Source organism: Sulfitobacter sp. R86518 (assembly GCF_042466275.1).
Lineage (GTDB): Bacteria > Pseudomonadota > Alphaproteobacteria > Rhodobacterales > Rhodobacteraceae > Sulfitobacter > Sulfitobacter pontiacus.
The window spans coordinates 2,735,527-2,761,057 of record NZ_JAXHCA010000005.1 but is presented as its reverse complement, the minus strand read 5'-3'; the positions used below and the strand labels follow the sequence as shown (position 1 = coordinate 2,761,057).

Genomic DNA, 25,531 nt, shown 5'->3' with positions numbered 1-25,531 from the left:
ATGATCCTTGGTGCTGTTTCGGCGTACCCTAGGGTCAAGCATTACGGAGTGTCCAGAGGGCGCGCTGCCCCCGCCCGCGTAGACGTTTGCTTAACCCGCCGCCATGTCGGCAACAGTGGGCAGCGGGGCGACGGCGCCGTAGCCCTGGACGGACAGCGCAGAGGCCGCGACGGCGTAGTGGCATGCGGCTTCGGGGGTGTCGCCTTTTGACAGGCGGGTCAGGAAGGCCCCGTCGAAACAGTCTCCGGCACCTGTGGCGTCGACGGCTGTGACCCGAACACCGGGAATATGCGTTATCGTCCCGGCGTGCCCCAGAAGCGCGCCGTCCTCTCCGAGGGTCAGCGCAACTACGTCCGGCCCCATTTTGTGAAATGCCCGCACGATGTCTTCGGGGGTGTCCAGACCCGTAATCTGGCGCGCGTCATCCAGACCCGGCAGCGCGATATCCGCCAGCCCAAGCGCATGGGTAATCACGGAACGGGCTTGCTCAAGGGGCCAGAGCGCCAGCCGCAAGTTCGGATCGAAAGACACCTGCCGTCCGGCCGCCCGTGCGATACGCATCGCCTCCAGACCGGCATCGCGCGCGCTGGCACTGATCGCCAGAGTGATGCCGGACAGATGGGTGAACCGGGCGCGCTCTATGGCCTCAACAGGCAAGCTGTCTGCGGTCATTCTGCTGGCAGCAGAGCCTGCGCGACGATATTCGAACCGGTGCCCATCTGACCCGTGCCGCACGAAGTAGAGCCCCGTCGGGGCCGATGCATCCGTCGCAACGCAGGAGGCATCGACGCCCTCGCGGCTCCAAAGATTGCGAAGCTCTTGCCCGAAACCGTCGTCGCCCAAGCGCGTTGCGATGGCGCTGCGCGCGCCGAGGCGGGCAGCGCCAATGGCGACGTTTGACACGTCACCACCGAACCCCTGATGCCACTGCGTCCCGTCGATCTGGTTGAACTCGACCAGCGGTTCGCCGATGCAGATAATATCGAAGTCGCGCATGGGGTCAGTGGTTGTTGCGCGGCAGGCCGCGGCTTGTGATGTCGCGGTATTCGGTCGCACCTTCAAAGACCATGCCTTCGGAGAAGGGGCGTACTTTCTCGCGGAAGATCTCTTGCCAGGGGGATTGGCTTTCCGGCTGCGCATAGCCCCCCGCAGCGTCAAGGGCCGCGCGGCGCGCGGCAAGCTCGGTTTCGTCCAGCAGCACGTCCACGCGGCGCTGTTTCAGGTCGATCCGGATCGGATCGCCGTCTTGCAACAGCGCAAGCCCGCCCCCATCCGCAGCTTCGGGCGACGCGTTAAGGATCGACGCCGAGCCAGAGGTGCCCGACTGCCGCCCGTCGCCGATACACGGCAGGGCGCGGACGCCCTGTTTGATCAGATAACTTGGCGGGCGCATGTTCACCACCTCGGCCCCGCCGGGATAGCCCTTGGGCCCTGCGCCACGCATCACCAGAACACTGTCATCGGTCAGCCCCAACGCGGGGTCATCGATGCGGGCGTGAAAGTCTTCTGGCCCGTCGAATACCGCGACACGGCCTTCAAAAGCCTCTTGCGCGTTCGAGAAATAGCGCGCCCGAAAGCCCGCGTCGATGGCAGAGGTTTTCATCAAGGCGCTGTCGAACAGGTTGCCGCGCATGTTCAGGAAGCCCGCATTGGGTTTCAGCGGTGACGCCGCGCGGCGGATCACATCCTCATCAAGGATCGGCGTGTCGGTGTAGAGTTCGGCGATCGTTTGACCGGTTACAGTCAGCGCATCGGGATGTGGCAAAAGCCCGGCCCGCAACAATTCACCGATCACAGCGGCTGTGCCCCCCGCGCGGTGGAAGTCTTCGCCCAGATAGGTGCCGACCGGCTGCATATTGACGAGGAGTGGCACGGCGTGGCCGAATTCCTCCCAGTCTCCGTTGCTCAGCGCGATGCCAAGATGCGCGGCGATGGCATTGAGGTGGATCGGCGCATTTGTTGAACCGCCAAGCGCGGAGTTGACGACGATGGCATTCTCGAAGGCTTCGCGGGTCATGATCTGGGCCGGGCGCAGGTCTGCATGGACCATATCAACGATACGTTTTCCCGTATGATAGGCCGCTTGCCCGCGTTCACGGTAGGGGGCGGGGATAGAGGCAACGCCGGGCAGCTGCATGCCCAAAGCCTCTGACAGGGAGTTCATCGTCGACGCGGTGCCCATCGTGTTGCAGAACCCGACCGAGGGGGCGGAAGAGGCCGCGATCTCGAGGAATTCTTCGGCGTCGATTGTGCCGGCCGCCAGCTCTTGCCGCGCCTGCCAGATCACCGATCCCGATCCTGCGCGTTCGCCCCGGTGCCAGCCGTTCAGCATCGGCCCGACAGAGAAGGCCAGGGCGGGCATGCCCACCGTTGCCGCTGCCATCAGCAGCGCCGGCGTGGTTTTGTCACAGCCAATGGTCAGCACGACGCCGTCGATCGGGTAGCCATACAGGCTTTCGACGAGGCTAAGATAGGCGAGGTTACGGTCCAGCATCGCGGTCGGACGCTTGCCGGTTTCCTGGATAGGGTGCACCGGAATTTCCATCGGGATGCCTCCGGCGGCGATGATCCCGTCGCGGGTCCGTTTGGCCAGCTCGATATGGTGGCGGTTGCAAGGGCTCAGGTCGCTGCCGGTCTGCGCGATCCCGATCACCGGCTTGCCTGACCGCAGTTCTTCAAGCGTGAGCCCGTAGTTCAGGTAGCGTTCAATATAGAGCGCGGTCATCTCCGGATCGTCGAGATTGTCGAACCACTTACGGGAGCGCAGAGATTTGGTGTCGGTCATAATTCGTCTTTCAGCGGCCGGTCACGCCCGGGAAGGCAATGAGGATAGCGAGCGCGAGGAGTTGAAGGGCAATGAAGGGCAGGAGAGAACGGAAGATCTCTCCCAAAGAGATATCGGGTGGTGTCACCGACTTGAGATAGAAGGCGGCGGGACCAAAGGGCGGCGACAGGAAGCTGACCTGCATGTTCATCGCGAAGACCACACCGAACCACACAGGATCAAGACCAAGATCGCGAATGATCGGGACAAAGATCGGCATGGTCAGCAGCGCAATCCCTACCCAGTCCAGAAACATCCCAAGGACAAAGAGGATCGCCATCATGAACAAGACAATCACGGTTGGATTGTCGGACACGCCGGTGATCAGGTTAGAGACAAAGGTGATGCCCCCCATCAGGTTGAAGACCCCGACCAGTGCCGAGGCACCGATCCCGATCCAGACGATCATCCCGACGGTCGCGAGGGTCCGCTTGGCCGCGCCCACCATCAGTTCTGTGGTGAATTCGCCGCGGATCATCGTGGACAGGGTCACGCCGATCACCCCGATGGCAGAGGCTTCGGTGACCGAGGCAATGCCGCCATAGATCGACCCCAGCACAAAGATCACCACCATGATTGGCAAGATCAACCCTTTGAGCAAACGCATCTTCTCGGCTGTCGAGGTCTCGTCCGGTTCCGGGATCGGGGCGATGTCGGGGTTCATATAGGCCCGCACCAGCACGTAGATGATATAGAAGCTTGCCAGCATCAGACCGGGCAGGAAGGACGCGGTGAACAGATCCCCGATAGAGACGGACGCCGTGAGACCATAGATGATCAAGACGATGGACGGGGGCACCATTGTCCCCAAGGCCCCGCCCGCGCAGCATACGCCGATGGCGAGACGCCGGTCATAGCCAAGCCGCAACATCTGGGGCAGCGCCAGCAGACCCAGCAGCACCACCTCGCCCCCGATGATGCCGGACATTGCGGCCAGTACCACGGCGACCAGCAAAGTCTGGATCGCGATGCCGCCCCGCAGACGGCCACCGACCACGCGCATGGCGTCGAACAGATCGCGTGCAATGCCCGACCGATCCAGGATCGCGGCCATCAATACGAACATCGGTACGGATACGAAGACGAAGGAATTGACGAAGCTGAAGATGCGACTGGTGATCAATGGCACGGCCATTGGCCCGAACCAGCCGAGCGCAAAAATCAGCGCCACGAGCAGGGTCACGAAAGCCAGTGGCATGCCGGTGATCAGCAGCAGGAACAAGGTGACGAACATCGCCCCTGTCGCCACTTCGATCCCCATGGCCTTAAAGTCGAACAGCGCTGTGAGAAGGTCCATCACCGGTCCTGTTTTGTCATGTAGTTCCAAGCAAGCACAGCGAACTGCACGGCCATGACCACGAGAATTGTAAAGAGAAAGATTTTAAGCATCCCCGGCGTGGGGGGATCCCATGCGCTGCCGCTGCTTTCCAGCCGGATCGCGCCGGTTGGCGTCCAGACCGCCCGCACAAGGCTTTGCCATGCGGCCCAGCCGAAGAAGGCCGTCGCCACGAGGCAGACCAGCGAAATCACCACATTGAAAATGCGCCGCCACGGGGCTGATAGGTAATCATAGATCAGGACCACACGGATATGCGCGTCCCGCGATACCACATAAAGCCCCCCGTAAACAAAGGCGGTGGCGTTCAGAAAGATCACCGTCTCATGCGCCCAGATCGTGGGGGCGTCAAAGACATAGCGCAAGACCACCTCGATCCCGAGGATCGCGGCAGAGGCGAGGATCGCAAAGGCAAAAAGGATGCCGATCCGGTCGATGCCGCGCCCTAGCAGCCCGGCCTCTGGGATCGCCCCCTTGGGTGCGTCAATATCCACGGGTGCGCTGGCCGCGACGTTGAGATCTGTCCTGTCTTGCATATGCCCCTCCCGAGCGTTCACCCCTCCGGTCTGTCCGGAAGGGTGCTGGTGCTTCGGCGCTTATTGCAGCAGCCCGTTTTCTTCGAGATAGGCGGTCAGCGTGTCATAGACCTTGCGCGATTCGTCGGATGCTTCGGCCGCCTTCTCCCATTCGGTCTTGGCGAAGGCGCGGAATTTCGCACGCTCTTCATCGGACCAATTGTGCACGGTGATATCGGCGTTGGCTTCGGCTTCTTTCACCGCGGCCATGTCACGTTCGGCCAAGGTCGACACCTGGAGCTGCCGGAAGTCTTTTACGGACTCCACCAATGCGCTTTGGATATCCTCGGGCATCGAATCCCATACACCTTTGTTGATCGACACCTCGACCAGCGGCATGGAGTGGAAGCCGGGATATACCGGATGGTTCGCCACGTCATGCATGCCCTGCGCGTGGTTGGTCGAGAAGACGGTATAATCCGCCGCGTCAATCACGCCCTTGTCAAGCGAGGTGAACACCTCGGAGCCAGGCAGGTTGACCGGAGACGCGCCCGCCGCGGCAAAGACTTTCTGCACCATACCTTCGGGGGCGCGCATTTTCAGCCCCTTCAGATCGTCCACACCGTCCAGCGGCACCTTCGACAGAAACGCCTCGAGGCCGGGGGTCGTCGCGCCGATGAAATGCAAACCGTAGGGTTCAAGCATTTCGTTCATCAGCTCATTGCCGCCGCCGTTCTCCATAAAGTCGAACATCTGCTGCGGGTCTGACCATGCCCCGACCGGATTGGCAATCAGGCCAAACGCCGGCTCTTTGCCTGCGAAATAAGAGGTATCGGTGACGTGGCCATCAATAATGCCAGCCGCCACGGCATCCTGAGATTCAGTGTGGGCGACGATTGTTTCAACGGGCAGCAGATCGACCTCGACGCGGCCGTCGGTTTTGGCGGCGACGTCTTTGGCCCATTCTTGCTGAAGCAAGAAGTTGGCGTTGCCTGCCGGATCAGATGACTGGAACTTGAGCGAAAAATCTTGTGCAGCAGCGGCACCGGCCAGCCCGGCGCTGACAAGTGCGGTTGCGGCCAGAAGCCTAGCGGTAAAGCGCATGTGTTTATCCTCCCTAAAAAGTCGTGACCGTAAACGGTGACGATGGGCGGACGCTAATGACAGCGCTGTCATCTGTCAACTATTCCCAAAGACCTGTGCACGTGATAGGTTTTGTCACATGGAAAAGAACATTAAATACAAGCGGGTTACGTTGAATGAAGTCGCGGCAGAGGCCGGTGTCAGCGCTATCACGGTATCGCGGACAATTCGTGCCCCCGACATGGTCTCGGCCGGTGTGCGAAAGAAGGTTCAGGCTGCGATCGAACTGCTCGGGTATGTACCGGATCAAGCCGCTTCGGCGCTTGCGTCCGAGCGGACAAATGTGGTGGGTCTGCTGGTCCCATCGCTGACCAACGCGGTGTTTTCTGACGTCTTGCGCGGTGTTTACGATGTGATCGAAGGGTCAGGCTTGTCGGTGCAAATCGGTAATTTCCGCTATAGCCCCAGCAAAGAAGAAAACCTTTTGCGTACCTTCCTGCGTCAGCGCCCTGCGGGGTTGATTGTGGCAGGGATCGACCAAACCGACGCCGCACGGACCCTGCTCAAGTCCGCCCCCTGTCCCGTCGTGCAGATTATGGACGTGTCGGACGCTCCGATTGACCTCATGATCGGGTTCTCACACTACGATGGTGCGGTCGAAGGCACGCGGCACTTGATCGATGCGGGGTACAAAAAGCCCGGATTTCTGGGCGCGCGAATGGACCCGCGCTCGCAGGCGCGGCTTGCGGGTTTCACAGCCGAAGCGCAGGCGCGCGGCGTGTGTGACCCGACCCGCGTGATTACGACGACCCACCCGTCCTCGGTGGGTATGGGCGGGCAACTGTTGAGCGATCTTCTTGCCCAAGCGCCAGACACCGATGCTGTGTTCTGCAATAACGACGACCTCGCCGCCGGCGCGCTGTTCGAGGCCGAACGCCGTCGCATCAACGTCCCCAACGATCTGGGTATCTGCGGCTTCAACGACCTTGAAATGTCGCGACACCTGAACCCGGGTATTACCTCTGTCGCGACGCCGCGCTACGAGGTCGGCGCAGGGGCAATGACCCTGCTTCGGGACGCAATCGCAGACCGCGCGGCCATCCAAACGCCGCATATCCGGCTCGGCGTGGAGCTGAAAAAGCGCGGGTCGACAAGGCGGGGATACCTTCGCGAATAGCACGAGGCCGGGCAGAGGGGGCGCTGCCCCCGTCGCGCAGGCGCGACTCCCCCGGAGTTTTCAGGGCAAAATGAAGAGGTCAGATGACCTTGATCACGTCTTTGTCGATGGCCAGCATATAGCCGCGCCGCGCGATATTCTTGACCAGCAGTTCCGACACGATCTGGTTGCCCAATGTATCGCGCAGACGTTTGATGCGCGTGGCCCCTGCTGCTTCGTCGCAGTCAGCGGCGGTCCGGCCCGAGATCATGCCCTCGATCTCGGAGCCTGAGAGCACGTCGTCATCCATGCGCGCTTCGGCAAGGACCGACATCGTTTCCATCGCGGCGGCGGTCAGTTTGAAGCCGAGGTTGTTGAGATAGACGGTGTTTTCCTCGCGGCTGATCAGGAGCGAGTTTACTTGAATCCCCACCCGTTCGATCTGCGCCATGCGGCGGTTGAAGCCCACGAGCATGATCAGGAACACCAGCGCCGCGACCAGCATGGCCGTCGCAAAGACCAGCAGCACGATGATCACGATCCGGTAGCTCGACAGGGTTTCGGAAAACGCCGTGCCCGATTGTGCGAGAATTTCAAGCAATTTGATTTCGGCCTGAGTCGTCAGGTCGTCGTTCTCGACAAAGATGCGTTCGACCTGCGCGTTAAAGGCATTGGCGTCGGGCAGGGCCCATAGCAACAGCCCCGCGCCGATCAGAATGATCGCCACAACGGCCGCGATACCACCGCCGACAAAACGCCCGCCCGTGCGGCGCATCTCAGAAGCGGAGGAAATTTGGTCCGGCACTCGCTTTCCTTTGGTTTAGGCCATCCTTGCCAAAGACAGAGACGATCGTCAGCAACGTCCAGCCATGTGCAGCCAGCCTGTCCGTCAATTGGGCCTGCGCCGAGGCACGGCTGCAGTCACCGGATACTTGCGCCACACCATAATGCAGGCGCAAGGGGTTTTCCTGCTTTGCCTTGTAATCGGCAAAACATTCCGCCGCTTGGGCAGAGGGGGCGGAGAGGGCCAGAAGCCCCGCAGCAGCCAGGGAAAGGAGGATGTGTTTCATGACGATCAGACTGCGCCTATCCGGGCGGATATTCAATATCCATTGGGTCTGTACCGCTTTGTTATTCGATAACAGGGGGGTGTTATTGCCTGTCTGAGGGGGGGCGGCCAGTTTGATCCCACGGCCTCGCTCTTGATGGCTTTGCATGGGGTGCTTCCCATGTTGCCCCCAACCGAAAGGATCAGACAATGCGCTTTACATTGCACCATAAATTCATCGCCTCGATTGCAGCCGCAGCCGTCGCTATCACCGCCTTTACTGCTGCCCCCGCCGCCGCGGGCGACCGCAACAGGGATCTGGCGAAAATCGCGGTCGGTGTTTTGGGTGTGGCCATTGTCGGCAAGATCATTCACGACAAGAACAAGCGCGACGAGGAACGTGCACGGCAGGAAGTGTCAAAGCACCGCCATGCGCCAAACACTGTGTACCGCGCTCCACGCCCCCCACGGGCCGAGCGCGTGCCCGTCTACCGCGCGCCGCAATCGCGCCACCGGGTAGAGCCGCGTCCGCTGCCCAAGGGCTACAAGCGCAAGCAGCATCACACCCATGCCAACGCCAAGCTGCTGCCCAAACAGTGTTTCCAGAGCTTCGACACGCGTCGCGGTCAGGTGCTGATGTTCGGCCGCCGCTGTCTTGAGAATAATTTCCGTCATGCCAACCGTCTGCCGCAGCAATGCGCGCAGCAGATCCGGACCCATCGGGGCACCCGCTATGGGTATGACGCCCGCTGCCTGCGCGGCGCGGGATACAGTTTGGCGCGCGGTTAATCTCAGCGTGCCAATACCGGGGGCATTTCGATGCTCTCGGGTGGGGAAGGGAGGGATGTTCGGGCATCCCTCCCTTTCTTATGTGCTGTGGATATCTTTTGCGATTGTGACATCGCAGTCTTCGCAAGGTCACAATTTGCTTGGGCAGGGCTTGAGCTTTGGCGCGGGTTGGGGTTTTCACGGGTCATGAAACCAGATTTTGAATTTGAACGGGCCGCCCATGCGCGCGGCTTTGAGCGGGTCGCCGGCGTGGACGAGGTGGGGCGCGGGCCCTTGGCGGGGCCGGTCACTGCCGCTGCGGTGGTGCTGGACCCGGATCGCATTCCCGAGGGGCTGAACGATTCAAAAAAGCTGACCAAACCTGCGCGAGAACGCTTGTATGAAGAGCTTTTGCAGGTTGCGGATGTCAGCGTTGCCCATGCCTCGGTCGAAGAGATTGAAGAGCTCAACATCCTGAGGGCGAGCCACCTTGCCATGCTGCGCGCGCTGGAGGGGCTGAAGACCCCCGCCGACTATGCGTTGATCGACGGCAATATGATCCCGCGCGATCTGACCTTACCTGCCGAAACCGTGATCAAGGGAGACGCCCGGTCGCAGTCGATTTCCGCGGCCTCAATTGCGGCCAAAATATGTCGAGATTGTGTCATGTTGTCCTTGGCGCAACAGCACCCCGGATATGGCTGGAAAACCAACATGGGATACGGGTCGAAAAAGCACATGGAGGCGTTGCAAAAAATTGGTGTGACCCCACACCATAGACGTTTGTTCAAGCCCGTACACAACATGTTGTATCAAGATAAATAACTAACCACTTGATTCAAAAAAGAAATTGACCAGGAATCGTCTGTCGGGGCATCTTGTGGATAACCAAGAGCACACAATGTGCCGGGCAAGAGGCAGCTATTATGAAGACGATGACCAAGGGTGCGGCAGCACTCCCTTTAAACACGATCATTTCTGGCGACTGTATCGAAGCGATGAATGCGCTTCCGGCAGAGTCGGTGGACCTTATCTTTGCAGATCCCCCCTATAACCTGCAGTTGCGTGGCGACTTGCATCGTCCCGACAATTCAAAGGTGGATGCGGTCGATGATGCGTGGGACCAGTTTTCCAGCTTTGCCGTCTATGACAAGTTTACCCGCGAATGGCTGAAAGCCGCGCGGCGTCTGCTGAAACCCAATGGCGCGATCTGGGTTATTGGCAGCTATCACAATATTTTCCGCGTTGGTGCCGCATTGCAGGATGCGGGTTTCTGGATCTTGAACGACGTGGTTTGGCGCAAGTCGAACCCGATGCCGAACTTTCGCGGCAAGCGTTTTACCAATGCGCATGAAACCATGATCTGGGCCGGCAAGGACGAGAATTCCAAATACACCTTCAACTACGAAGCGTTGAAAGCGCTGAACGAAGGTATCCAGATGCGTAGTGATTGGGTGCTGCCGATCTGCACCGGCCACGAACGTCTAAAGGACGAGATGGGCGATAAAGCGCATCCGACGCAAAAGCCCGAAAGCCTGTTGCACCGTATCCTTGTGGGGTCGACCAACCCCGGTGATGTCGTGCTTGATCCGTTCTTTGGCACAGGCACCACAGGTGCCGTTGCCAAGATGCTGGGCCGCGACTTTATCGGGATCGAACGGGAAGAGGCGTATCGCAAGGTTGCCGAAAAGCGGATCAAATCCGTGCGCAAGTTCGATAAGGAAGCGTTGCAGACCACCACCTCGAAACGCGCCGAGCCGCGCGTGCCGTTTGGCCAGCTGGTTGAACGTGGCATGCTGCGCCCGGGCGAAGAGCTTTATTCCCTGAACGGCCGGTATTCCGCCAAGGTTCGTGCCGATGGCACGCTTGTCGGGAACGAGGTCAAAGGATCGATCCACCAAGTCGGTGCGGCGTACGAGAAAGCGCCAAGCTGCAATGGTTGGACATATTGGTGCTACAAGAAAGACGGCAAGCGCGTGCCGATCGATATCTTGCGCCAGCAGATCCGGGCAGAGATGGCCAACTAGGCCTCTCCCCAGTTTCACACCCTATTTACGAACACCGCCGGTGTCCTTGCCGCCTCATGAGAAGGCGTGCCCATAAGGACACTCACCTTGGCCCCGCCTTTCATTGGCGGGGTCTTTTTCGTTTCAGGCGGTCACGAAGGTTCAGCGATGTTCAGCGGGGATAGGGGGTCTTGCCTACGTTATACTCGGCCCAGTCTGTGATCTCGGGGTAGTAGGTCCGGCGCCATTCCCGCACCCGCGGGTTCATCACGCGCCGCCAGACCCAGGGCATCATCGCGGCCATTGTCATGACGGGGTAGCCATAGGGTAATTGCGGCGCTTCTGCGTCGCCATAGGTTTGCAGCACGGGAAACCGCCGGTCGGGTTTGTAGTGGTGGTCGGAATGGCGTTGCAGATTGATCAGCAGCCAGTTGGACGCCATATGCGCCGCGTTCCACGAATGGCGCGGCTGGACGTGTTCGTATTTGCCGTCACCCAGATGTTTGCGCGTCAGACCGTAGTGTTCGATGTAATTCACCAGCTCAAGCTGCCAGATCGCCACGCCCGCTTGCAGCAGGAACAGGCCCAACCCGACCCAGCCGCCAAGGACCACGGCGAGGATCAGGCAGCCTGCTTGCAGCACCCAGTATTTGAAAAACGGATTGCTAAGGTCGGTCCAGCGTTTGCCCTTGCGTGCCAGCATCGCTTTTTCGGCCTGAAAGCTGGACACCAGCGACTGCCGCAGCACGCGCGGGTAAAAGCGGTGGAACCCTTCGTTATAGCGTGCGGTCACCGGATCGCGCGGGGTGGCGACATAGCGGTGGTGCACCAGCAGATGTTCAGACCGGAAGTGCGAATACAGCACCATCGCCAGCAGCGCATCGGCCCAGAAGCGTTCGCGTCTATTGCGTTGGTGCATCAGCTCGTGGGCGTAGTTGATCCCGATGGTGCCCGTCATCACGCCGACGCCGAAGAAGACGGCGGCTTTCTCCCAGCCGGACAGATGCGCGGCCTGTGGCACGTACCATAGCAAGCCGAACAGCGTGAGAAACTGCACCGGCATCCAGGCGGTCGTGATCATGCGGTACCAGAACAGGTCGCCGTCTGACGCGTTCGGGTCGGCGTTATCAAGGTTCAGCCCCGCGATCGCGTCGATGATCGAAAACAGATACCATGTGACCAGCGGCATCAGGATCACGGTCCAGCCGCCGACGGTGGCGGATATCCAGACCAGCGGGATCAGCGCAAAGGACAGGGCAAAAGGGAGCGCACGCCGGAACTGCGACAGCTGGTCGGTGCTTATGTTTGTGGTGGGCGAGGTCATGCTGCACGGCCTTTTCGGGTTATCTGGCCCAAAGGGATCGGGCACAGCTTTGGCTGCGATAAACTATGCCGCGCCGCCGCTAACGTAGCAAGTCATAGGCTTTGCGCATCACCGTGGGCAGGTCCGACGGGCGGAAATCATCCCGCGCGACAAAATGCCCGCGTGCTGGCGCCGTGTCCTCCGGTAAGGGCGCGTGCATGACGGTCAGCATCAGGTGAAAATGCGTGAACGTGTGCCGCACCTCCCCCGCAAGGGGCTGCCAGTCGGCGGGGGCAGGCGGTGTGCCTGCGGGGCGCGGGCCGTCTGCCTCGATCCAGTCTGTGCCGGGCCAACCGAGCATACCGCCCAGCAATCCTTTGTCGGGGCGCGTCTCAAGCAGCCAGGCACCATCCGCGCGCTGCCCCAGATAGACCGTGCCATGCCGGATCGGCTTCGGCTTTTTCGGGGTCTTCTTGGGCAGTTCGGCCGCCGTGCCATTGCGGCGGGCAAGGCAGGGATCGCGCCACGGACAAATGCCGCAGGCGGGAGATTTGGGGGTGCAGATCGTGGCCCCCAGATCCATCACCGCTTGGGCGTAATCTCCGGGGCGGGTGGTTGGGGTCAGCGCCTCTGCACGTGCCATGAGGTCGGGCTTGGCAGCGGGCAGGGGGGTGTGGATGTCATAAAGCCGCGCCATCACCCGTTCGACATTGCCATCCAGCACCGTGAACGGCAGATCAAACGCGATGGAGGATACGGCCGCAGCGGTATAAGGGCCAATCCCCGGCAGCTTCAGCAAGGCCGCGTGGTCGGCGGGGAAGTGGCCGTCATGATCGGCCACCACAGCGCGGGCGCATTTCAGCAGATTGCGGGCACGGGCGTAATAGCCCAATCCGGCCCATTCCCCCATCACATCCGCATCCGCAGCCGCTGCCAGATCAGCGACCGTCGGCCAGCGCGCGGTGAACCGTTGAAAATAGTCGCGCACGGTTGCGACGGTGGTTTGTTGCAGCATCACCTCGCTTAGCCAGATGCGGTAGGGATCGGGGCGCACGCCCGCCGCCCGCGCCGCTGGCGGCACGCGCCAAGGCATCGCACGCGCATGGACATCGTACCATTCCAGAAGGATCAGCGGGAGGTCGCCGAAGGGGTCGGTGTCACGCAATGTTTATAACCTTTTCGGTTGGGTATGGCTGGTGATACGAGGCGGGATCGCTATGTTGTGGCTAGTCATTCGGGAAAGATAGTCATGGCGCCACGGCGTACCAGTACAAAAGGGTTCAAAAGGACGGATAGCCTGCTTTCGGCCAAGATCCGTCAGGCGAGCGAGACTTGCGGCTTTGCCCAATCCCGTCTGTTGACCCAATGGGCCGAAATCGTCGGTCAGGACGTCGCGGCCATCTCGCGCCCTGTTGAGGTCAGCTATGGCCGCGGCGGTATGGGGGCAACGCTGACCTTGCTGACGACAGGGGCAAATGCGCCGATGCTGGAGATGCAGAAGGAACAGCTGCGCGCCAAGGTGAACGCCATCTACGGGTTCAACGCGATTGCGCGGGTGCGGGTGACCCAGACGGCTGCCACCGGCTTTGCCGAAGGCCAGGTCGCTTTTGCGCCGCAACCCAAGACCCATCCCGAACCGCCGAACGACCCCGTCTTGCAACAGCGTGCTGCCGAAACCGTCAGCCCTGTCGCGAACGAGGCCCTGCGCGATGCACTTGCACGTCTGGGCGAGAACATATTGAACAAGACCAAACGCTGAAAAAGGAAATCACATGAAACCGACATTCCCCATCCTTGCGGCTGTTGCCGTAGCTGCCGCAGGTGGCTGGTACGCTTTCAGCGGTACAAATGCCGTGAACAGCACCCCGATCAACCCGCTGGTCAGCGCGGCCAACGCGCAGTCAGCCGACACGGCAGAGGCGGATGCACCTGCTGCAACCACCGAAATTCAGGACATGACATTGGGCAACCCCAATTCAGCGGTCCAGATCATCGAATACGCATCCTACACCTGCCCGCACTGCGCCGCCTTTGACCAAGGCCCGTTCCAGCAGCTCAAGGCGGATTACATCGACAACGACAAAATCGGCTTCACCTACCGCGAGGTTTATTTTGACCGCTACGGCCTTTGGGCGTCGATGGTGTCGCGCTGCGGGGGCGAGGATAAATTCTTTGGCATCACCGACATGATCTATGCCGGTCAGTCCGAATGGGTCCGCGCCGGAGAGCCTGCCGCGATCGTCGAAGAGCTGCGCAAAATCGGCCGTTTGGCCGGGCTCGACAATGCTGAACTGGATGCCTGCCTGCAAGACGGTGAAAAAGCACAGTCGCTGGTCGCATGGTGGGAAGAAAACCAGAAGGCGGATGACATCAACAGCACGCCAAGCTTCATCATCAACGGCAAGAAATACTCCAACATGCCCTATGCCGAGATGAAAGAGATCATCGACGCAGCGCTGGAAGAATAATGGCGGCCCCGCTGGCAGGGCTCAAGGTTATTGAGCTGGCACGTATTCTGGCAGGCCCTTGGGCCGGTCAGACGCTTTCGGATCTCGGCTGCGAGGTGATCAAGGTCGAAAGCCCGGCGGGCGACGACACCCGCCAGTGGGGGCCTCCGTTCATCGAGCGCGGGGAAGATAAATCCGCGTCGTATTTCCACTCGGCCAACCGGGGCAAAGCCTCGGTTGTTGTCGATCTGACCACCGATGAAGGTCAGGCCAAGATGAAAGAGCTTTTGGCCGATGCCGACATCCTGATCGAGAATTTCAAAACCGGCGGGCTTGCCAAATACGGGATGGATTACGCCAGCCTGTCCAAGCAGTTCCCCAAGCTGATCTATTGCTCGATCACCGGTTTCGGGCAAGACGGCCCCTATGCGCATCGCGCGGGCTATGATTTCATCATCCAAGGCATGTCCGGCCTGATGTCGATCACGGGTGAACCCGACCGTCAGCCGCAGAAACACGGCATGGCGATCACCGATATCTTTACCGGCGTCTATGCCACCACGGCCATTCTGGCAGCGGTACACCAGCGCAGCCAGACCGGTGTTGGCCAGCATATTGATATGGCACTGCTGGATTGCGCTGTTGCGGTCACGGGCAATCAGGCGATGAACTATCTGACCACGGGCAATGCGCCGACGCGGATGGGCAATGCACACCCGAACCTGACCCCCTACGAGGTGTTCACATCCTCTGACGGGCATCTGATCATCGCCACGGGCAATGACGGGCAGTTCCAACGGCTGTGCCGGATGCTGGGGCTAGATGATATGGCAAGCTCGGCAGACTATGCCAAGAACGCCGACCGCGTCGCCAACCGGCCCGAGATGATCCGCCGTTTAAATGGGGCTACCAGCCAACGCACCCGCGACGATCTGCTCGCCGCCTGCGAGGCTGAGGGCGTGCCGGCCGGGCCGATCAACGACATGGCCGATATGTTCGAAGACCCCCAGGTCATCGCGCGCGGCATGAAGGTCGAACTGGACGGGGTGCCGGGCATCCGGTCGCCGTTCAAATTCTCGGGCGCTGAACTGGCTTTGCATCGCGCCGCGCCAAAGCTGGGGCAGGACGACTAGGTTCGCCCCGAGATGCCGCCCGGGCTTCGCTGGAAGCTCTGGCGGTTATGCCGGTTTCGGCAGGTGATCCAGCGCGGCAAACAGCGCGTTATCAGGATCGAACTTCAGTCGCACAGGCAGGGTTATCACCTTCATTCTGAAAGACGCGGGCAGACGCACCGCGTCTTTTTCCGTTGTGACCAGCTGTGCGCCGCGCAAGGCGGCATCCGCCTCTAGCCGTCCCATCAGCGCAGGGTTCAGCGGCTGGTGATCCTCCAGCGCTTCGGCGTGGACAATCTCTGCCCCCAGATCGCGCAGGGTGGCAAAAAACTTCTCGGGGTGGCCGATGCCTGCGAAGGCCAGCGCGCGGGTGTCGGACCAATCCATCCCCGTTTGCAGGGGGGCGAGTTCGGCACGCACATGCGGCAGCCCGTCGGGCAGGGCGGTCGCGTCAAACTGCGCCTGATCTGCTGCGCCACCAATGGACAGCACGATATCCGCCCGCGCCAGACCCGTAGCAACGGGTTCGCGCAAGGGGCCCGCAGGCAGGCACAGCCCGTTGCCGAACCCCTTGGCCGCATCCACCACCACAATCGATAGGTCCTGATGCAGCGCGGGGTTCTGGAAGCCGTCGTCCATCACAATAACCGATGCCCCCGCTTCCGCCGCGGCCTGCGCCCCCGCTGCGCGATCCTGCGCAACCCAGACATCGGCAAAGGCGGCCAGCAGCAGCGGTTCATCCCCCACTTGCGCGGCACTGTGGCGCGACGGATCAACCTGCACCGGCCCCTTCAGCGTGCCGCCGTAACCGCGCGACACCACATGGGGCGTGTGATACCTGTCGCGCAGGTGTTCGACGACAGCCATGACCGTTGGCGTCTTGCCCGTGCCCCCGGCGTTGATGTTGCCGACGCAGACCACCGGAATATCCAGACGCAGCGGCGTGCCCGCCGCCAGCCTGCGGGCAGTGGCACGCGCATAAAGCGCGCCCAGAGGTTGCAACAGGCGCGCGCGCCAATCGGGCGTGGGACGGTGCCAAAAGGCGGGGGCGCGTTTCATGAGGTGGCCTCTCGCTGGTCAAGCGTTTCCTGCACAAGGTCGATCACCTTGTCGGTGACGGCTGCACCGCGGCTGATCACATCCCACCCCGCCTGCGCCATCGTCGCCGCCTGATCTGGCGCAATCAGCCGGTTCACGGCGGTGCCAAGCGCTGTGGCATCATTCACGATACGCGCGGCTCCTTCGGCAGCCAGCCGGGTATAAAGCGGCAGATACCGCCGGACTTTCGGCCCGTACAGCACAGCCGATCCCAGGGCCGCGGCCTCGAACGGGTCACAGCCACCGCTGCCGTTGATCAGGGAGTTGCCCAGAAAGGACACAGGGGCCAGCCGGTAGAACAAGCCGATCTCTGCCGGATCGTCGGCGATCATCACCTGGGTCGAGGCGTCGGGATAGCCCGCGTCGCCCCATCGCAGCACCCGAAAGTTCTGATCCTCCATCCGCTGCGCGAAAACATCGGCCTGCTTGGGGTCGGCGGGCGCGAGGATCAGCAACAGCCGGTGTGACAGACGGAGCCCTTGGCGGTGCGCGGTGAGCACGGTGTTCAGCTCACCCTCGAGCACCTGATTGGCGAACCAGATCGGGCGCCCCACAACCGCTGCCGACAGATCGGCCAGATCGGAATCCATACAAGGCAACACGCGGCCACCGGCCTGAAGGGCGGGGGTCAGCTCTATGTCCTTGCGGGCGAGCCCAAGCCGGACAAGCCGCTGCATCCCCGCCTCCGACCGCGTCATGATCGCCGAGAAATGCATCAGCAGATCGCGGGTCAGATCGCGCAGCCACCGGTCGCGCCTCCCGTCAAAGCCGTCGCTGTCGGCATCGATCAGGAACATCGGGCAGGCCTGTGTGGTCATCTCTGCAATCATATTCGGGTGCAGACGCCCCCATGCCCAGACACAGGCGTCGGGCTGCCAGTAATCGATAAACGTCTTGGCAAGCGTGGGGTGGTCCTCGGGCAGAGTATCGATCAGCACGTCGGCTTCGCTACACGGCGGCAGGTCCACCGGCACCAAGGCTTGGGGAACGGTGATCAGAACACTCAGCCCCGGACGGCTCCGGCACAGACGAATGGCCAGATCCTGTATCGCGAACAAGCTGCCGGGTTCGGGGGCGTGGCACCAGACCAGCTCTCCGGTGGGGCGCTTGGCCACGGGGGTGAATGGCGGCACGCCCCCGCGACCGGTAAAGGCGCGATAGGCCGACAGCCCAAGCGACCGCGCCATAAGAGTTTACCCCAGCTCTTCGGTAGAGGAGGCCGCAGCCTCTTCGTCGCGCAGACGGTGCAGATGCGCGATGAAATACCGCATATGCGCATTATCGACCGTGCGCTGTGCCTCGTTTTTCCAGGCGTCATAGGCGCTGGCGTAGTTCGGAAAAATCCCGACGACATGGATGTCATCGACGTTTTTGAACGCGGTACCGGTGGGCGAAATCAGTTCGCCCCCAAAGACGAGGTGCAAGCGTTGGGTCATATCGCGGTCCTTTGTTTTCAAACAGATGGCCTTGGGGGCAATCTAAGGGGTGGCTTGGGTCTGGGCAAGGCCGCTTAGCAGCGCCGCATGGACGGCATCGCCCCCCGCAACGACACCGTTCAGGCGTGGATCGGGGTTGTTGAACCGCAGGGGGTGCCCTGTGCGGTCGGTGCATTGCCCGCCTGCTTCGGTGACAATCAGCGCCCCTGCGGCAATGTCCCATTCCCAGCTTTTGCGCAACGTGACCATGCCGTCAAAACGACCCTGACCCACCAGCCCCAGCCGATAGGCCAGCGACGGACGGTGCGCGCGTTTGAAGCCGGGGTCGCCCTTGGTCCAATGCTGCATTTCCATCACCGGTTTCGTGGCCAGCACGGTCGCCTCGGGCAATGTGGCGATGTCGGAGACAGAGATGCTTTGTCCGTTCAGGGTCGCACCGGCCCCCGCCGCCGCGGCATAGAGCCGGTCGAGCATGGGCAGGAACACCACCGCCGCCGTGATCCTCCCGTCGCGCGCAATGGCAAGGGAATGGGACCAGGTGTCAGATCCTTCGATAAAGCTGCGTGTGCCGTCAATCGGGTCGATGATGAACAGATCACGCTGCCCCAGCCGCCGTGTACCGTCGTCGCTTTCCTCGGACAGCCAGCCATATTCCGGGCGTGCCGCCGTCAGCGTCTGGTGCAGCATCGCGTTCACCGCAAGGTCAGCCTCGGTCACCGGGCCGGCATCATCGGGCTTGTTCCAACGTTGCGCGGTCTTGCCGGTGAAAGAGGTCGCAATCTCGCCCGAGCGGCGTGCGGCCTCGATCAAAAGGGAGAGGTCATCAAGCGCCGGCAAGGGTCATTCCCGAGACAAGAAGCGACGGCACAACACGGCTCAGATGGGCGCGCGCGTCATTGGCCGGTACAATCGATTGCAGCATATCACGCAGATTGCCCGCAATGGTACATTCGTTGATCGCGTGGGTGATCTCGCCGTTTTCGATCCACAGACCGGACGCCCCGCGAGAGTAGTCGCCAGTATTGGGGTTGATGGTCGACCCGATCATCGACGTGACCAAAAGACCTGTGCCCATATCACGGATCAGGTCTGCGCGGGTGGCATTGCCCTGGGACAGCGCGATATTCCATGTGGCCGGACCGGGGTTCGATCCGGTGCCGCGTGCGGCATTGCCGGTCGGGGTCAGCCCCAGCTTGCGCGCGGTGGCCAGATCAAGGGTCCACCCCTGTAACATCCCGTCGTCTACAATGGTGCGGCGCGACGTGGGCAGCCCTTCGCCATCGAACGGGCGCGACCCTGCGACGCGGGGGCGAAACGGGTCTTCGATCAGGGACATGCCCTTTGGCAGCACCTGTTCGCCGATAGCGTCGCGCAGCCACGAGGCACCGCGTGCAATCGCCGTGCCGCTGATTGCCGACAGAAGATGCCCGATCAACGCCGAGGAAATGCGTTCATCAAACAATACCGGATAGGCCCCCGTGGGCGGTTTGCGTGCACCCATGCGTTCAAGAACGCGCTCACCGGCTTTGGTCCCGATGTCTTCGGGGCTGCGCAGGTCGCTCTGGAAGATGCGGCTGTCGCCGTCATAGTCCCGCTCCATCCCTGTGCCGGTGCCGGCGATTGCAACGCAGGACAGCCCGCGGTCGGTACGGCGGTATCCGCCCTCGAAGCCGTTGCTTGCCGCCATAAACACCTGTTGCGCGCCATAGCCCGCACCCGCGGACTGCACCTGACTGACACCTTTGACGGCCAGCCCTGCGGCCTCGGCGCGGGCGGCGTCATCCTGCAGTGCTTCGGGCGAAGGCTCGGGCGCGGGGTCGTAAAGCTCAAGCACCTCGACATCCCAATCCGTCGCCAACTGGTCGGGATCGGCAAGACCAATGTAGGGATCTTCGGGGGCCTCTTTCGCCATTGCCACCGCGCGGATCGCCATTTCCTCGATCGTGCGGTCCGATGTGTCGGAAGCAGAAACATTGGCAGAGCGTTGCCCTACAAAAACCCGCAGCCCGATATCGACGCCCTCGGCCCGTTCGGCCTGTTCCAGCACCCCGCCACGCACATCGACGTTCACCGACGTCCCGCGCACGGCCATCGCATCAGCACTATCCGCACCCGCTTGACGGGCGGCATGCAGCAACGACTTGGTCAGCGCCTCAATGGATTGCGACATGGGGGGATACTCCTTGAATGGGTGAAAGACTGCTAGCGCCCCTGCCGCAGCTGTGCAAGGGACGCCAGTCGCTGGAGGGCCGTGGCCGCGAAGGGTTACTTGATCCGCTGCCCATTGGCGAGGATTTGCCCGTCGCGGGTAAATTCGAGCTTGGATTTCAGCGTATCCTCCTCACCCTCGGCCGGGACGGCGAACATGCCCATCATCATACGCGCACCCATCGCCATCTGCGCAGGCAGCAAGCCCGAGGACACCAGCGTATCGATCAAGGTGTTCCCGCCCACCAGCTTGAGGTCAACAGCGCCCGACGGCTTGAGCGCCGTGGGGTCGTTCTCGTCATGCTCGAACGTGACCGCGCCATTGCCGGTCAGCTTGGCCCCCAGTGCATCCACGATCAGCGCATTCAGGTTCACGCTATCCAGCTGTGCTGGCACCTGTCCGGTCTCGGCCATTCTGGTCGCGGCCTCGGGGTCAAAGTAATCCATCAGCAGTCGCGCCTTGCCGGACACATCCAACGACAGGTTGGCCGGATCGCGGGGCAGGGTGCCTTGCGGGTTGATCATGCCCCAGACCATATCTGACATGGTGAACCCTTCGAGGTTCAACCCAAGGGCCACATCCTGCGCATCGTCGGTCTTGAGCACCGGCGCGCTTAGGTTGAACGCTGCATTATCGAGGCCGAAGGACAGAAGGAAAGGAAACTGCTGCGGCTGCACTGACAGCGCCATGCCTTGACGCGAACCGGCATAGCTCATGCCGTCGGCGCTGGTTTCAACCGTCAAACGCCCCCCTTCAGAGGCGACAGCGGCAGACATATTGCCATTCTCGGGATCTTCGATGTCGACCGTCATGGTGCTGTTGCCGCTGGTGAACGTGCCCGCGCCGGTCATGCCTGCCCGCAGCATCGCGGCCATGTCACTGGCCTGCGCAACACCCAGTGGCAAGCGCCCGTCGCCGTCGAACGTCATATCCGTCGAGGTGCCGTTGATCGTCGCGATGGCGGGCTCTTTGGGATCTTTGAAGCGCATGTCAAACGTCATCGACGCAATGGACCCGTCCTGCGCATAGGCGCGCATATCGTCCAGCACCGATTTAGAGGCGTATTCGACGTTGTTCAGCACCACATTCAGCGACGCGTTGTCGGGGCCGAAGGTCTCGTCGCCCACCGTCATCTGATCCAGCGTCAAGCCTAGAAGACCGGCAGCATAGGCGCTGCTCAGGTCGGTCGGCGTCCCGCTCACGCGCATGTCCTGGCCGGTCTGGTTCACGATAAGCGCTGCGCGCACGCGGTCTTCATCCGGGTCGGTCGGGGTGATTTCGAACACCAAGGGCATTGCGTCGGGCATGACCACCGACACGGTGCCATCGTCGTTTTGCACAAGGCTCAATTGTTCAAGCGACATCGAGATCTGGCCCAGATCAGGCTCGCTCGTCAGATCAAAGCGGACATTGCTCACCGCGAGCGTATCCCCGGATACCTTTTCGGTGGCCGTCAGCGCATAGCCCATGCTTTGCATGTGGTCCTGCCAGTCACGCCACACATCCTGCGGCGTCACATCCGCCAAAGCGCTGGACGAGGTGAAAAGAACTGAAAGGGCGGCACTGCCGAAGAGAGGGCGGATCATGAAAAATTCCTTTGTCGCAAATCGCGGGCGGCTATCCGGTGACAGCGCGGTTGCGCTAAAGGTAAGCGCCCGACGCCACCTTACAAGGCAAAGCGACCCGCGCCAATCTGCGATGTTCCGCCCGCGGGGGCGCTTTTGATTGGCGCTGGCGGATGTTGTTGCTAACGATGTCACCAAACGCCGTGTACGGCAGGCCCCGTGCGGGGCTTATTGATGACGAAGGGAATTATACGATGGATATGATAGGTAAAACCGTGATGATCACCGGTGCCAGCCGCGGGATCGGGGCCGAAGCGGCACGGGTTTTTGCAGACGCAGGGGCGAATGTCGTGCTGATGGCGCGGTCTCAGGACGCGATTGCCGATCTGGCGGGCGAAATCGGCAAGCAAGCCATCGCGATCCCCTGCAATGTGGCCCGTTTCGGCGAGATGTCCTCGGCGGTGGAAACGGTGCTGGGGGCCTTTGGCGGCGTCGATGTGCTGATCAATAACGCCGGTGTGATCGAACCGATCTCGCATCTTTCCGCGTCGGACCCTGACGAATGGTCGCAGGTCATCGATATCAACCTCAAGGGCGTCTACAACGGCATGCGCGCTGTCTTGCCCGTGATGAAAGACGCAGGCGGCGGGTCGATCCTGACCATCAGCTCGGGTGCCGCGCATCACGCCATCGAAGCCTGGAGCCACTATTGCGCGTCCAAAGCGGCGGTGAACATGATGGGCCGGTCGATCCACTTGGAGGAAGCCGCGAACGGGATCCGCGCCATCGGCCTGTCGCCGGGCACGGTCGCAACCCAGATGCAGCGCGAGATCAAGGCAAGCGGCATCAACCCCGTCAGTGAACTGGCATGGGAAGATCACATCCCCGCCGATTGGCCCGCGCGAGCCCTGTTGTGGATGTGCAGCGCCGAGGCCGACACATACTGTGGCGAGGAAATCTCGCTGCGCGACGAGGGCATCCGCAAAGCGATTGGTCTGGTATGATCGATTTCGACCGCGAAGGCCCCGTCTGGGTCGCGACGATCAACCGGCCGGACAAGGCGAATTCTCTCACCCACGAGATGCTGGTCGCCCTGGCCGAGTTCATGGAGGACGCCCAAGCCGCCCGCGCGGTGATCCTGACGGGTACTGGCAAAGTGTTCAGTGCTGGCGCCGATCTGGACGAGGCGCGCGCGGGGCTCGCTGTCTCTGACATATGGGAGAGGCTGTCGGGCGCGATTGCCGCGCTCCCGGGGCTGAGCATCTGCGCGCTGAACGGGACGCTGGCGGGGGGCGCTATGGGGATGGCGCTGGCCAGCGATCTGCGGATCTGCGTGCCCGGGGCCAAATTTTTCTATCCGGTGATGAAGCTGGGGTTCTTGCCGCAACCCAGCGACCCCGCACGTATGGCAGCCTTGATCGGCCCTGCGCGCAGCAAGCTTATTCTGATGGGCGGGCAGAAGATCACCGCCCAAGAGGCACTAACGTTCGGCTTGGTCGATCGTATTGTGCCAGCCGAGGAGCTTATACAAAGCGCACGCGATATCGTCGCCGATACCGTTGCCGCCACGCCCGAAATTGCCACTGGCATTAAAGCGATGTGCGCCCCGCCCGAAACCCCTGCCGAGATGCCCTAGGTCAGGCGGTTAGATGAACGGGACGAAGGGCACGCCGCAGCTTGCCAGCAGTGTGAGGCCCGAGATGATTAAAATGATGCGCATATTCTGCCCTTTTATTGGAATAAGCACGATCGTCGTGCATTTGGTTTAAGGTCAAGTTAATGGTGCCGCTGTAACTCACAGCTATATCCTTAACCCGAATGGAAGAGCACGTCATGACATCAGAAAATTTGCCCGCCCGCCGCGGGGTTGTCATCGGCGCGGGGCCTGCAGGGCTGATGGCGGCTGAAATGATGGCTGCGGCAGGCTTGGCTGTGACGGTCTGCGATCATAAGCCATCCGTCGGGCGCAAGCTGTTGATGGCGGGTAAATCGGGGCTGAATATCACCAAGGCCGAAGAACACGCCAAATTCCTGAACGCTTTTTCGACGGCGAAAGGAACGCTTGAACCCATTCTTAACAGTTTCGATGCTACAGCGGTGCAGGAATGGGCCAAGGGATTGGGGCAAACCCTATTCACCGGCTCTACCGGGCGGGTTTTCCCGACCGTAATGAAGGCGTCGCCGCTGCTGCGTGCGTGGCTGGCGCGGCTGGCCGATTCAGGCGTTGCGGTGAACACCCGTTGGCGTTGGACCGGATGGGAAGACGGCGCGCCGGTGTTCGATACGCCAGACGGCTTGAAAGGCTTGCCGGCCGATGTCACTGTGCTGGCCATGGGCGGGGCAAGCTGGTCACGCTTGGGGTCCACCGGTGCCTGGGCTTTGCCGCTGCGCGACGCGGGCGTCGATATCGCCCCTTTTGCGCCTGCCAATGCAGGAATTGCGATGAACTGGTCGCCGCATATGGAGGCGCATTTCGGCGCGGCGCTGAAAGGGATCGGCTTGAAATCAGGCACCTACCGATCGCGGGGGGAGGCGGTGATTTCCGCCCGCGGATTGGAAGGTGGCGGGATCTACGCCGTGTCGCGCGGGCTGCGTGAGGGGCATCCGCTGATGCTGGACCTGCTGCCGGATCAATCCCGCGAGGCGCTGGTCGAAAAGCTGGCTAAGCCGCGTGGCAAGATGAGCGTGGCAAACTATCTGCGCAAAACGCTCAAACTGGATGTGGCCAAGATTGCGCTGCTACAGGAAATGGCGCGCCCCTTGCCGGCGAACGCGACTGACTTGGCGAGGTTGCTGAAAGCGCTGCCGGTGAAACACGCAGGCCTGCGCCCGCTGGACGAGGCGATTTCAACCGCAGGCGGGGTAAAACTTGATGCGCTGGATGACGGGTTGATGCTACACGCCCGCCCCGGCGTTTTCGTTGCAGGCGAAATGCTGGATTGGGAGGCCCCGACGGGCGGGTATCTGATCTCGGCCTGCCTTGCGACAGGCCGATGGGCCGGACAACACGCTGCCGCTTGGGCGCAGCGGGATTAACCTTCGCGGGTGGCGGCGGCCTTGAACGCGGGGCGGTCACGCATGGACTTTGCCCAATTTCCCAGCTTGTCATCCACCCGCGCAAATCCCGCGCCGATGGACCAGTTGATGCAATGGGTCGCCAGCAAATCCGGTATGGTGACCTCCTCCCCCATCAGGAACGGCCCGTCCAACCTGTCTGACAGGATCGCGGCGGAGCGGGCGAATTCGGCTTTCAGGCTATCCTTGATCTCGGGAACGCGCTGTTCCTGCGGGAAAACAAAGCTGTGTTTCGCCGCAGCCCAAAGGATCGCATCCATTTCGTCGATCAGCCAGAAGGTCAACGCATCCTGATGCGCACGGGCCGCGGTGCCAGGGGGGGCGGTCAGCGCGCCGTGTTTGTCCGCCAGATACTGCATGATCGCGACAGAATTGGTCAGCACGTCGTCGCCGTCCACAAGTGCGGGAATTTTGCCGGACGGGTTGTATTGCTTGGCCTCGTTCGAACGTGGCGCACAGGGCAGGTGATCGTAGGGCTGGCCCAACTCTTCGAGCAGCCACATCACCCGCATCGCCCGCGTTTTGGTTGCCCCGATAACCTTATACATCG

26 protein-coding genes are annotated in these 25,531 nt (G+C 61.6%); 10 read left to right on the top strand and 16 right to left on the bottom strand.

Annotation, left to right across the window (positions count from 1 at the left end; genetic code table 11):
- Nucleotides 1-90: 90 nt before the first annotated feature.
- Genes SJY36_RS14605 through SJY36_RS14585 form a run of 5 tightly spaced genes read right to left on the bottom strand, consistent with a single transcriptional unit; the run spans nt 91 to nt 5,779 of the window.
- Nucleotides 91-996, bottom strand: coding sequence for a sugar kinase (locus SJY36_RS14605; RefSeq protein WP_386176097.1), 906 nt, complete (start codon nt 994-996; stop codon nt 91-93).
- A 4-nt stretch (nt 997-1,000) separates the two neighbouring features.
- A complete protein-coding gene (locus tag SJY36_RS14600) occupies nt 1,001-2,785 on the bottom strand; it encodes an IlvD/Edd family dehydratase (RefSeq protein WP_005850424.1) in 1,785 nt (594 codons plus the stop codon).
- Nucleotides 2,786-2,795: 10 nt separating this feature from the next.
- Entirely contained in the window at nt 2,796-4,121 is a 1,326-nt protein-coding gene (locus SJY36_RS14595) for a TRAP transporter large permease subunit (RefSeq protein ID WP_386176094.1), read from the bottom strand.
- Nucleotides 4,121-4,696, bottom strand: a complete 576-nt coding sequence (locus SJY36_RS14590) for a TRAP transporter small permease subunit (RefSeq protein ID WP_386176092.1) — start codon at nt 4,694-4,696, stop codon at nt 4,121-4,123. Before SJY36_RS14590 ends, SJY36_RS14595 begins: the two co-directional genes overlap by 1 nt.
- Before the next feature lie 60 nt (nt 4,697-4,756).
- Nucleotides 4,757-5,779 carry a TRAP transporter substrate-binding protein gene (locus SJY36_RS14585; RefSeq protein ID WP_386176090.1) on the bottom strand — a complete coding sequence of 341 codons (1,023 nt, stop codon included), beginning with the start codon at nt 5,777-5,779 and terminating at the stop codon, nt 4,757-4,759.
- A 118-nt stretch (nt 5,780-5,897) separates the two neighbouring features.
- Between SJY36_RS14585 and SJY36_RS14580 the strand changes: the two genes are divergently transcribed.
- A complete protein-coding gene (locus SJY36_RS14580; protein ID WP_386176088.1) occupies nt 5,898-6,935 on the top strand; it encodes a LacI family DNA-binding transcriptional regulator in 1,038 nt (345 codons plus the stop codon).
- Between the two features lie 79 nt (nt 6,936-7,014).
- Here SJY36_RS14580 and SJY36_RS14575 read toward each other — a convergent pair whose 3' ends face one another.
- On the bottom strand, nt 7,015-7,689 hold the full coding sequence (locus tag SJY36_RS14575; protein WP_037942669.1) for a histidine kinase: 675 nt from the start codon (nt 7,687-7,689) through the stop codon (nt 7,015-7,017).
- 1 nt (nt 7,690) lies between these two features.
- Nucleotides 7,691-7,984, bottom strand: coding sequence for a hypothetical protein (locus SJY36_RS14570; protein WP_005850413.1), 294 nt, complete (start codon nt 7,982-7,984; stop codon nt 7,691-7,693).
- 188 nt (nt 7,985-8,172) lie between these two features.
- Between SJY36_RS14570 and SJY36_RS14565 the strand changes: the two genes are divergently transcribed.
- The 3 genes from SJY36_RS14565 (at nt 8,173) to SJY36_RS14555 (ending at nt 10,757) form a co-directional block, all read left to right on the top strand.
- On the top strand, nt 8,173-8,751 hold the full coding sequence (locus SJY36_RS14565; RefSeq protein ID WP_184583557.1) for a hypothetical protein: 579 nt from the start codon (nt 8,173-8,175) through the stop codon (nt 8,749-8,751).
- A 186-nt stretch (nt 8,752-8,937) separates the two neighbouring features.
- The gene (locus tag SJY36_RS14560; protein WP_386176086.1) at nt 8,938-9,555 is read left to right on the top strand and encodes a ribonuclease HII; all 618 of its coding nucleotides are present in this window, start codon (nt 8,938-8,940) and stop codon (nt 9,553-9,555) included.
- 101 nt (nt 9,556-9,656) lie between these two features.
- A complete protein-coding gene (locus tag SJY36_RS14555) occupies nt 9,657-10,757 on the top strand; it encodes a site-specific DNA-methyltransferase (RefSeq protein WP_005850409.1) in 1,101 nt (366 codons plus the stop codon).
- Nucleotides 10,758-10,908: 151 nt separating this feature from the next.
- On the opposite strand, the gene SJY36_RS14550 is transcribed toward SJY36_RS14555, so the two are convergent.
- Together SJY36_RS14550 and SJY36_RS14545 are read right to left on the bottom strand one after the other, a co-directional pair.
- Nucleotides 10,909-12,060, bottom strand: coding sequence for an alkane 1-monooxygenase (locus SJY36_RS14550; protein WP_386176084.1), 1,152 nt, complete (start codon nt 12,058-12,060; stop codon nt 10,909-10,911).
- A 79-nt stretch (nt 12,061-12,139) separates the two neighbouring features.
- Nucleotides 12,140-13,204, bottom strand: coding sequence for an A/G-specific adenine glycosylase (locus tag SJY36_RS14545; protein WP_386176082.1), 1,065 nt, complete (start codon nt 13,202-13,204; stop codon nt 12,140-12,142).
- 84 nt (nt 13,205-13,288) lie between these two features.
- Here SJY36_RS14545 and SJY36_RS14540 point away from each other — a divergent pair, with 84 nt between their 5' ends.
- From SJY36_RS14540 to SJY36_RS14530, 3 genes are read left to right on the top strand one after another with little or no spacing between them, the layout of a single operon-like run.
- Complete coding sequence (locus SJY36_RS14540) at nt 13,289-13,798, top strand: DUF721 domain-containing protein (protein ID WP_386176080.1); 510 nt, start codon at nt 13,289-13,291, stop codon at nt 13,796-13,798.
- A 13-nt stretch (nt 13,799-13,811) separates the two neighbouring features.
- A complete protein-coding gene (locus tag SJY36_RS14535; protein ID WP_386176078.1) occupies nt 13,812-14,507 on the top strand; it encodes a DsbA family protein in 696 nt (231 codons plus the stop codon).
- Nucleotides 14,507-15,619 carry a CaiB/BaiF CoA-transferase family protein gene (locus SJY36_RS14530; RefSeq protein ID WP_009825528.1) on the top strand — a complete coding sequence of 371 codons (1,113 nt, stop codon included), beginning with the start codon at nt 14,507-14,509 and terminating at the stop codon, nt 15,617-15,619. The genes SJY36_RS14535 and SJY36_RS14530 overlap by 1 nt, the downstream gene beginning before the upstream one ends.
- A 45-nt stretch (nt 15,620-15,664) precedes the next feature.
- Here the strand turns inward: SJY36_RS14530 and lpxK are convergent, their stop codons facing one another.
- From lpxK to SJY36_RS14500, 6 genes are all read right to left on the bottom strand, one after another.
- Nucleotides 15,665-16,657, bottom strand: a complete 993-nt coding sequence (gene lpxK, locus SJY36_RS14525) for a tetraacyldisaccharide 4'-kinase (protein WP_386176076.1) — start codon at nt 16,655-16,657, stop codon at nt 15,665-15,667.
- The gene (locus SJY36_RS14520; protein ID WP_184583543.1) at nt 16,654-17,883 is read right to left on the bottom strand and encodes a 3-deoxy-D-manno-octulosonic acid transferase; all 1,230 of its coding nucleotides are present in this window, start codon (nt 17,881-17,883) and stop codon (nt 16,654-16,656) included. The genes lpxK and SJY36_RS14520 overlap by 4 nt, the downstream gene beginning before the upstream one ends.
- Before the next feature lie 6 nt (nt 17,884-17,889).
- Nucleotides 17,890-18,132, bottom strand: coding sequence for a DUF4170 domain-containing protein (locus SJY36_RS14515; RefSeq protein ID WP_005850395.1), 243 nt, complete (start codon nt 18,130-18,132; stop codon nt 17,890-17,892).
- Between the two features lie 42 nt (nt 18,133-18,174).
- Entirely contained in the window at nt 18,175-18,969 is a 795-nt protein-coding gene (locus SJY36_RS14510; RefSeq protein WP_386176073.1) for a 3'(2'),5'-bisphosphate nucleotidase CysQ, read from the bottom strand.
- Complete coding sequence (locus tag SJY36_RS14505; RefSeq protein WP_386176071.1) at nt 18,956-20,302, bottom strand: TldD/PmbA family protein; 1,347 nt, start codon at nt 20,300-20,302, stop codon at nt 18,956-18,958. Before SJY36_RS14505 ends, SJY36_RS14510 begins: the two co-directional genes overlap by 14 nt.
- Before the next feature lie 95 nt (nt 20,303-20,397).
- Nucleotides 20,398-21,927 (bottom strand): DUF2125 domain-containing protein, encoded by a 1,530-nt coding sequence (locus SJY36_RS14500; protein WP_386176069.1) that lies wholly within the window; start codon nt 21,925-21,927, stop codon nt 20,398-20,400.
- A 233-nt stretch (nt 21,928-22,160) separates the two neighbouring features.
- On the opposite strand from SJY36_RS14500, the gene SJY36_RS14495 reads away from it, so the two are divergent.
- The 3 genes from SJY36_RS14495 to SJY36_RS14485 all read left to right on the top strand — a co-directional run bounded on the left by SJY36_RS14495 (nt 22,161) and on the right by SJY36_RS14485 (nt 24,942).
- Nucleotides 22,161-22,910 carry an SDR family oxidoreductase gene (locus SJY36_RS14495; protein ID WP_386176067.1) on the top strand — a complete coding sequence of 250 codons (750 nt, stop codon included), beginning with the start codon at nt 22,161-22,163 and terminating at the stop codon, nt 22,908-22,910.
- A complete protein-coding gene (locus SJY36_RS14490; RefSeq protein ID WP_386176065.1) occupies nt 22,907-23,542 on the top strand; it encodes an enoyl-CoA hydratase/isomerase family protein in 636 nt (211 codons plus the stop codon). The genes SJY36_RS14495 and SJY36_RS14490 overlap by 4 nt, the downstream gene beginning before the upstream one ends.
- Nucleotides 23,543-23,739: 197 nt before the next feature.
- A complete protein-coding gene (locus SJY36_RS14485) occupies nt 23,740-24,942 on the top strand; it encodes a TIGR03862 family flavoprotein (RefSeq protein ID WP_386176063.1) in 1,203 nt (400 codons plus the stop codon).
- On the opposite strand, the gene SJY36_RS14480 is transcribed toward SJY36_RS14485, so the two are convergent.
- Entirely contained in the window at nt 24,939-25,529 is a 591-nt protein-coding gene (locus SJY36_RS14480) for a glutathione S-transferase family protein (RefSeq protein ID WP_386176061.1), read from the bottom strand. The two genes, SJY36_RS14485 and SJY36_RS14480, sit on opposite strands and share 4 nt — an antisense overlap.
- Nucleotides 25,530-25,531 lie beyond the last annotated feature (2 nt).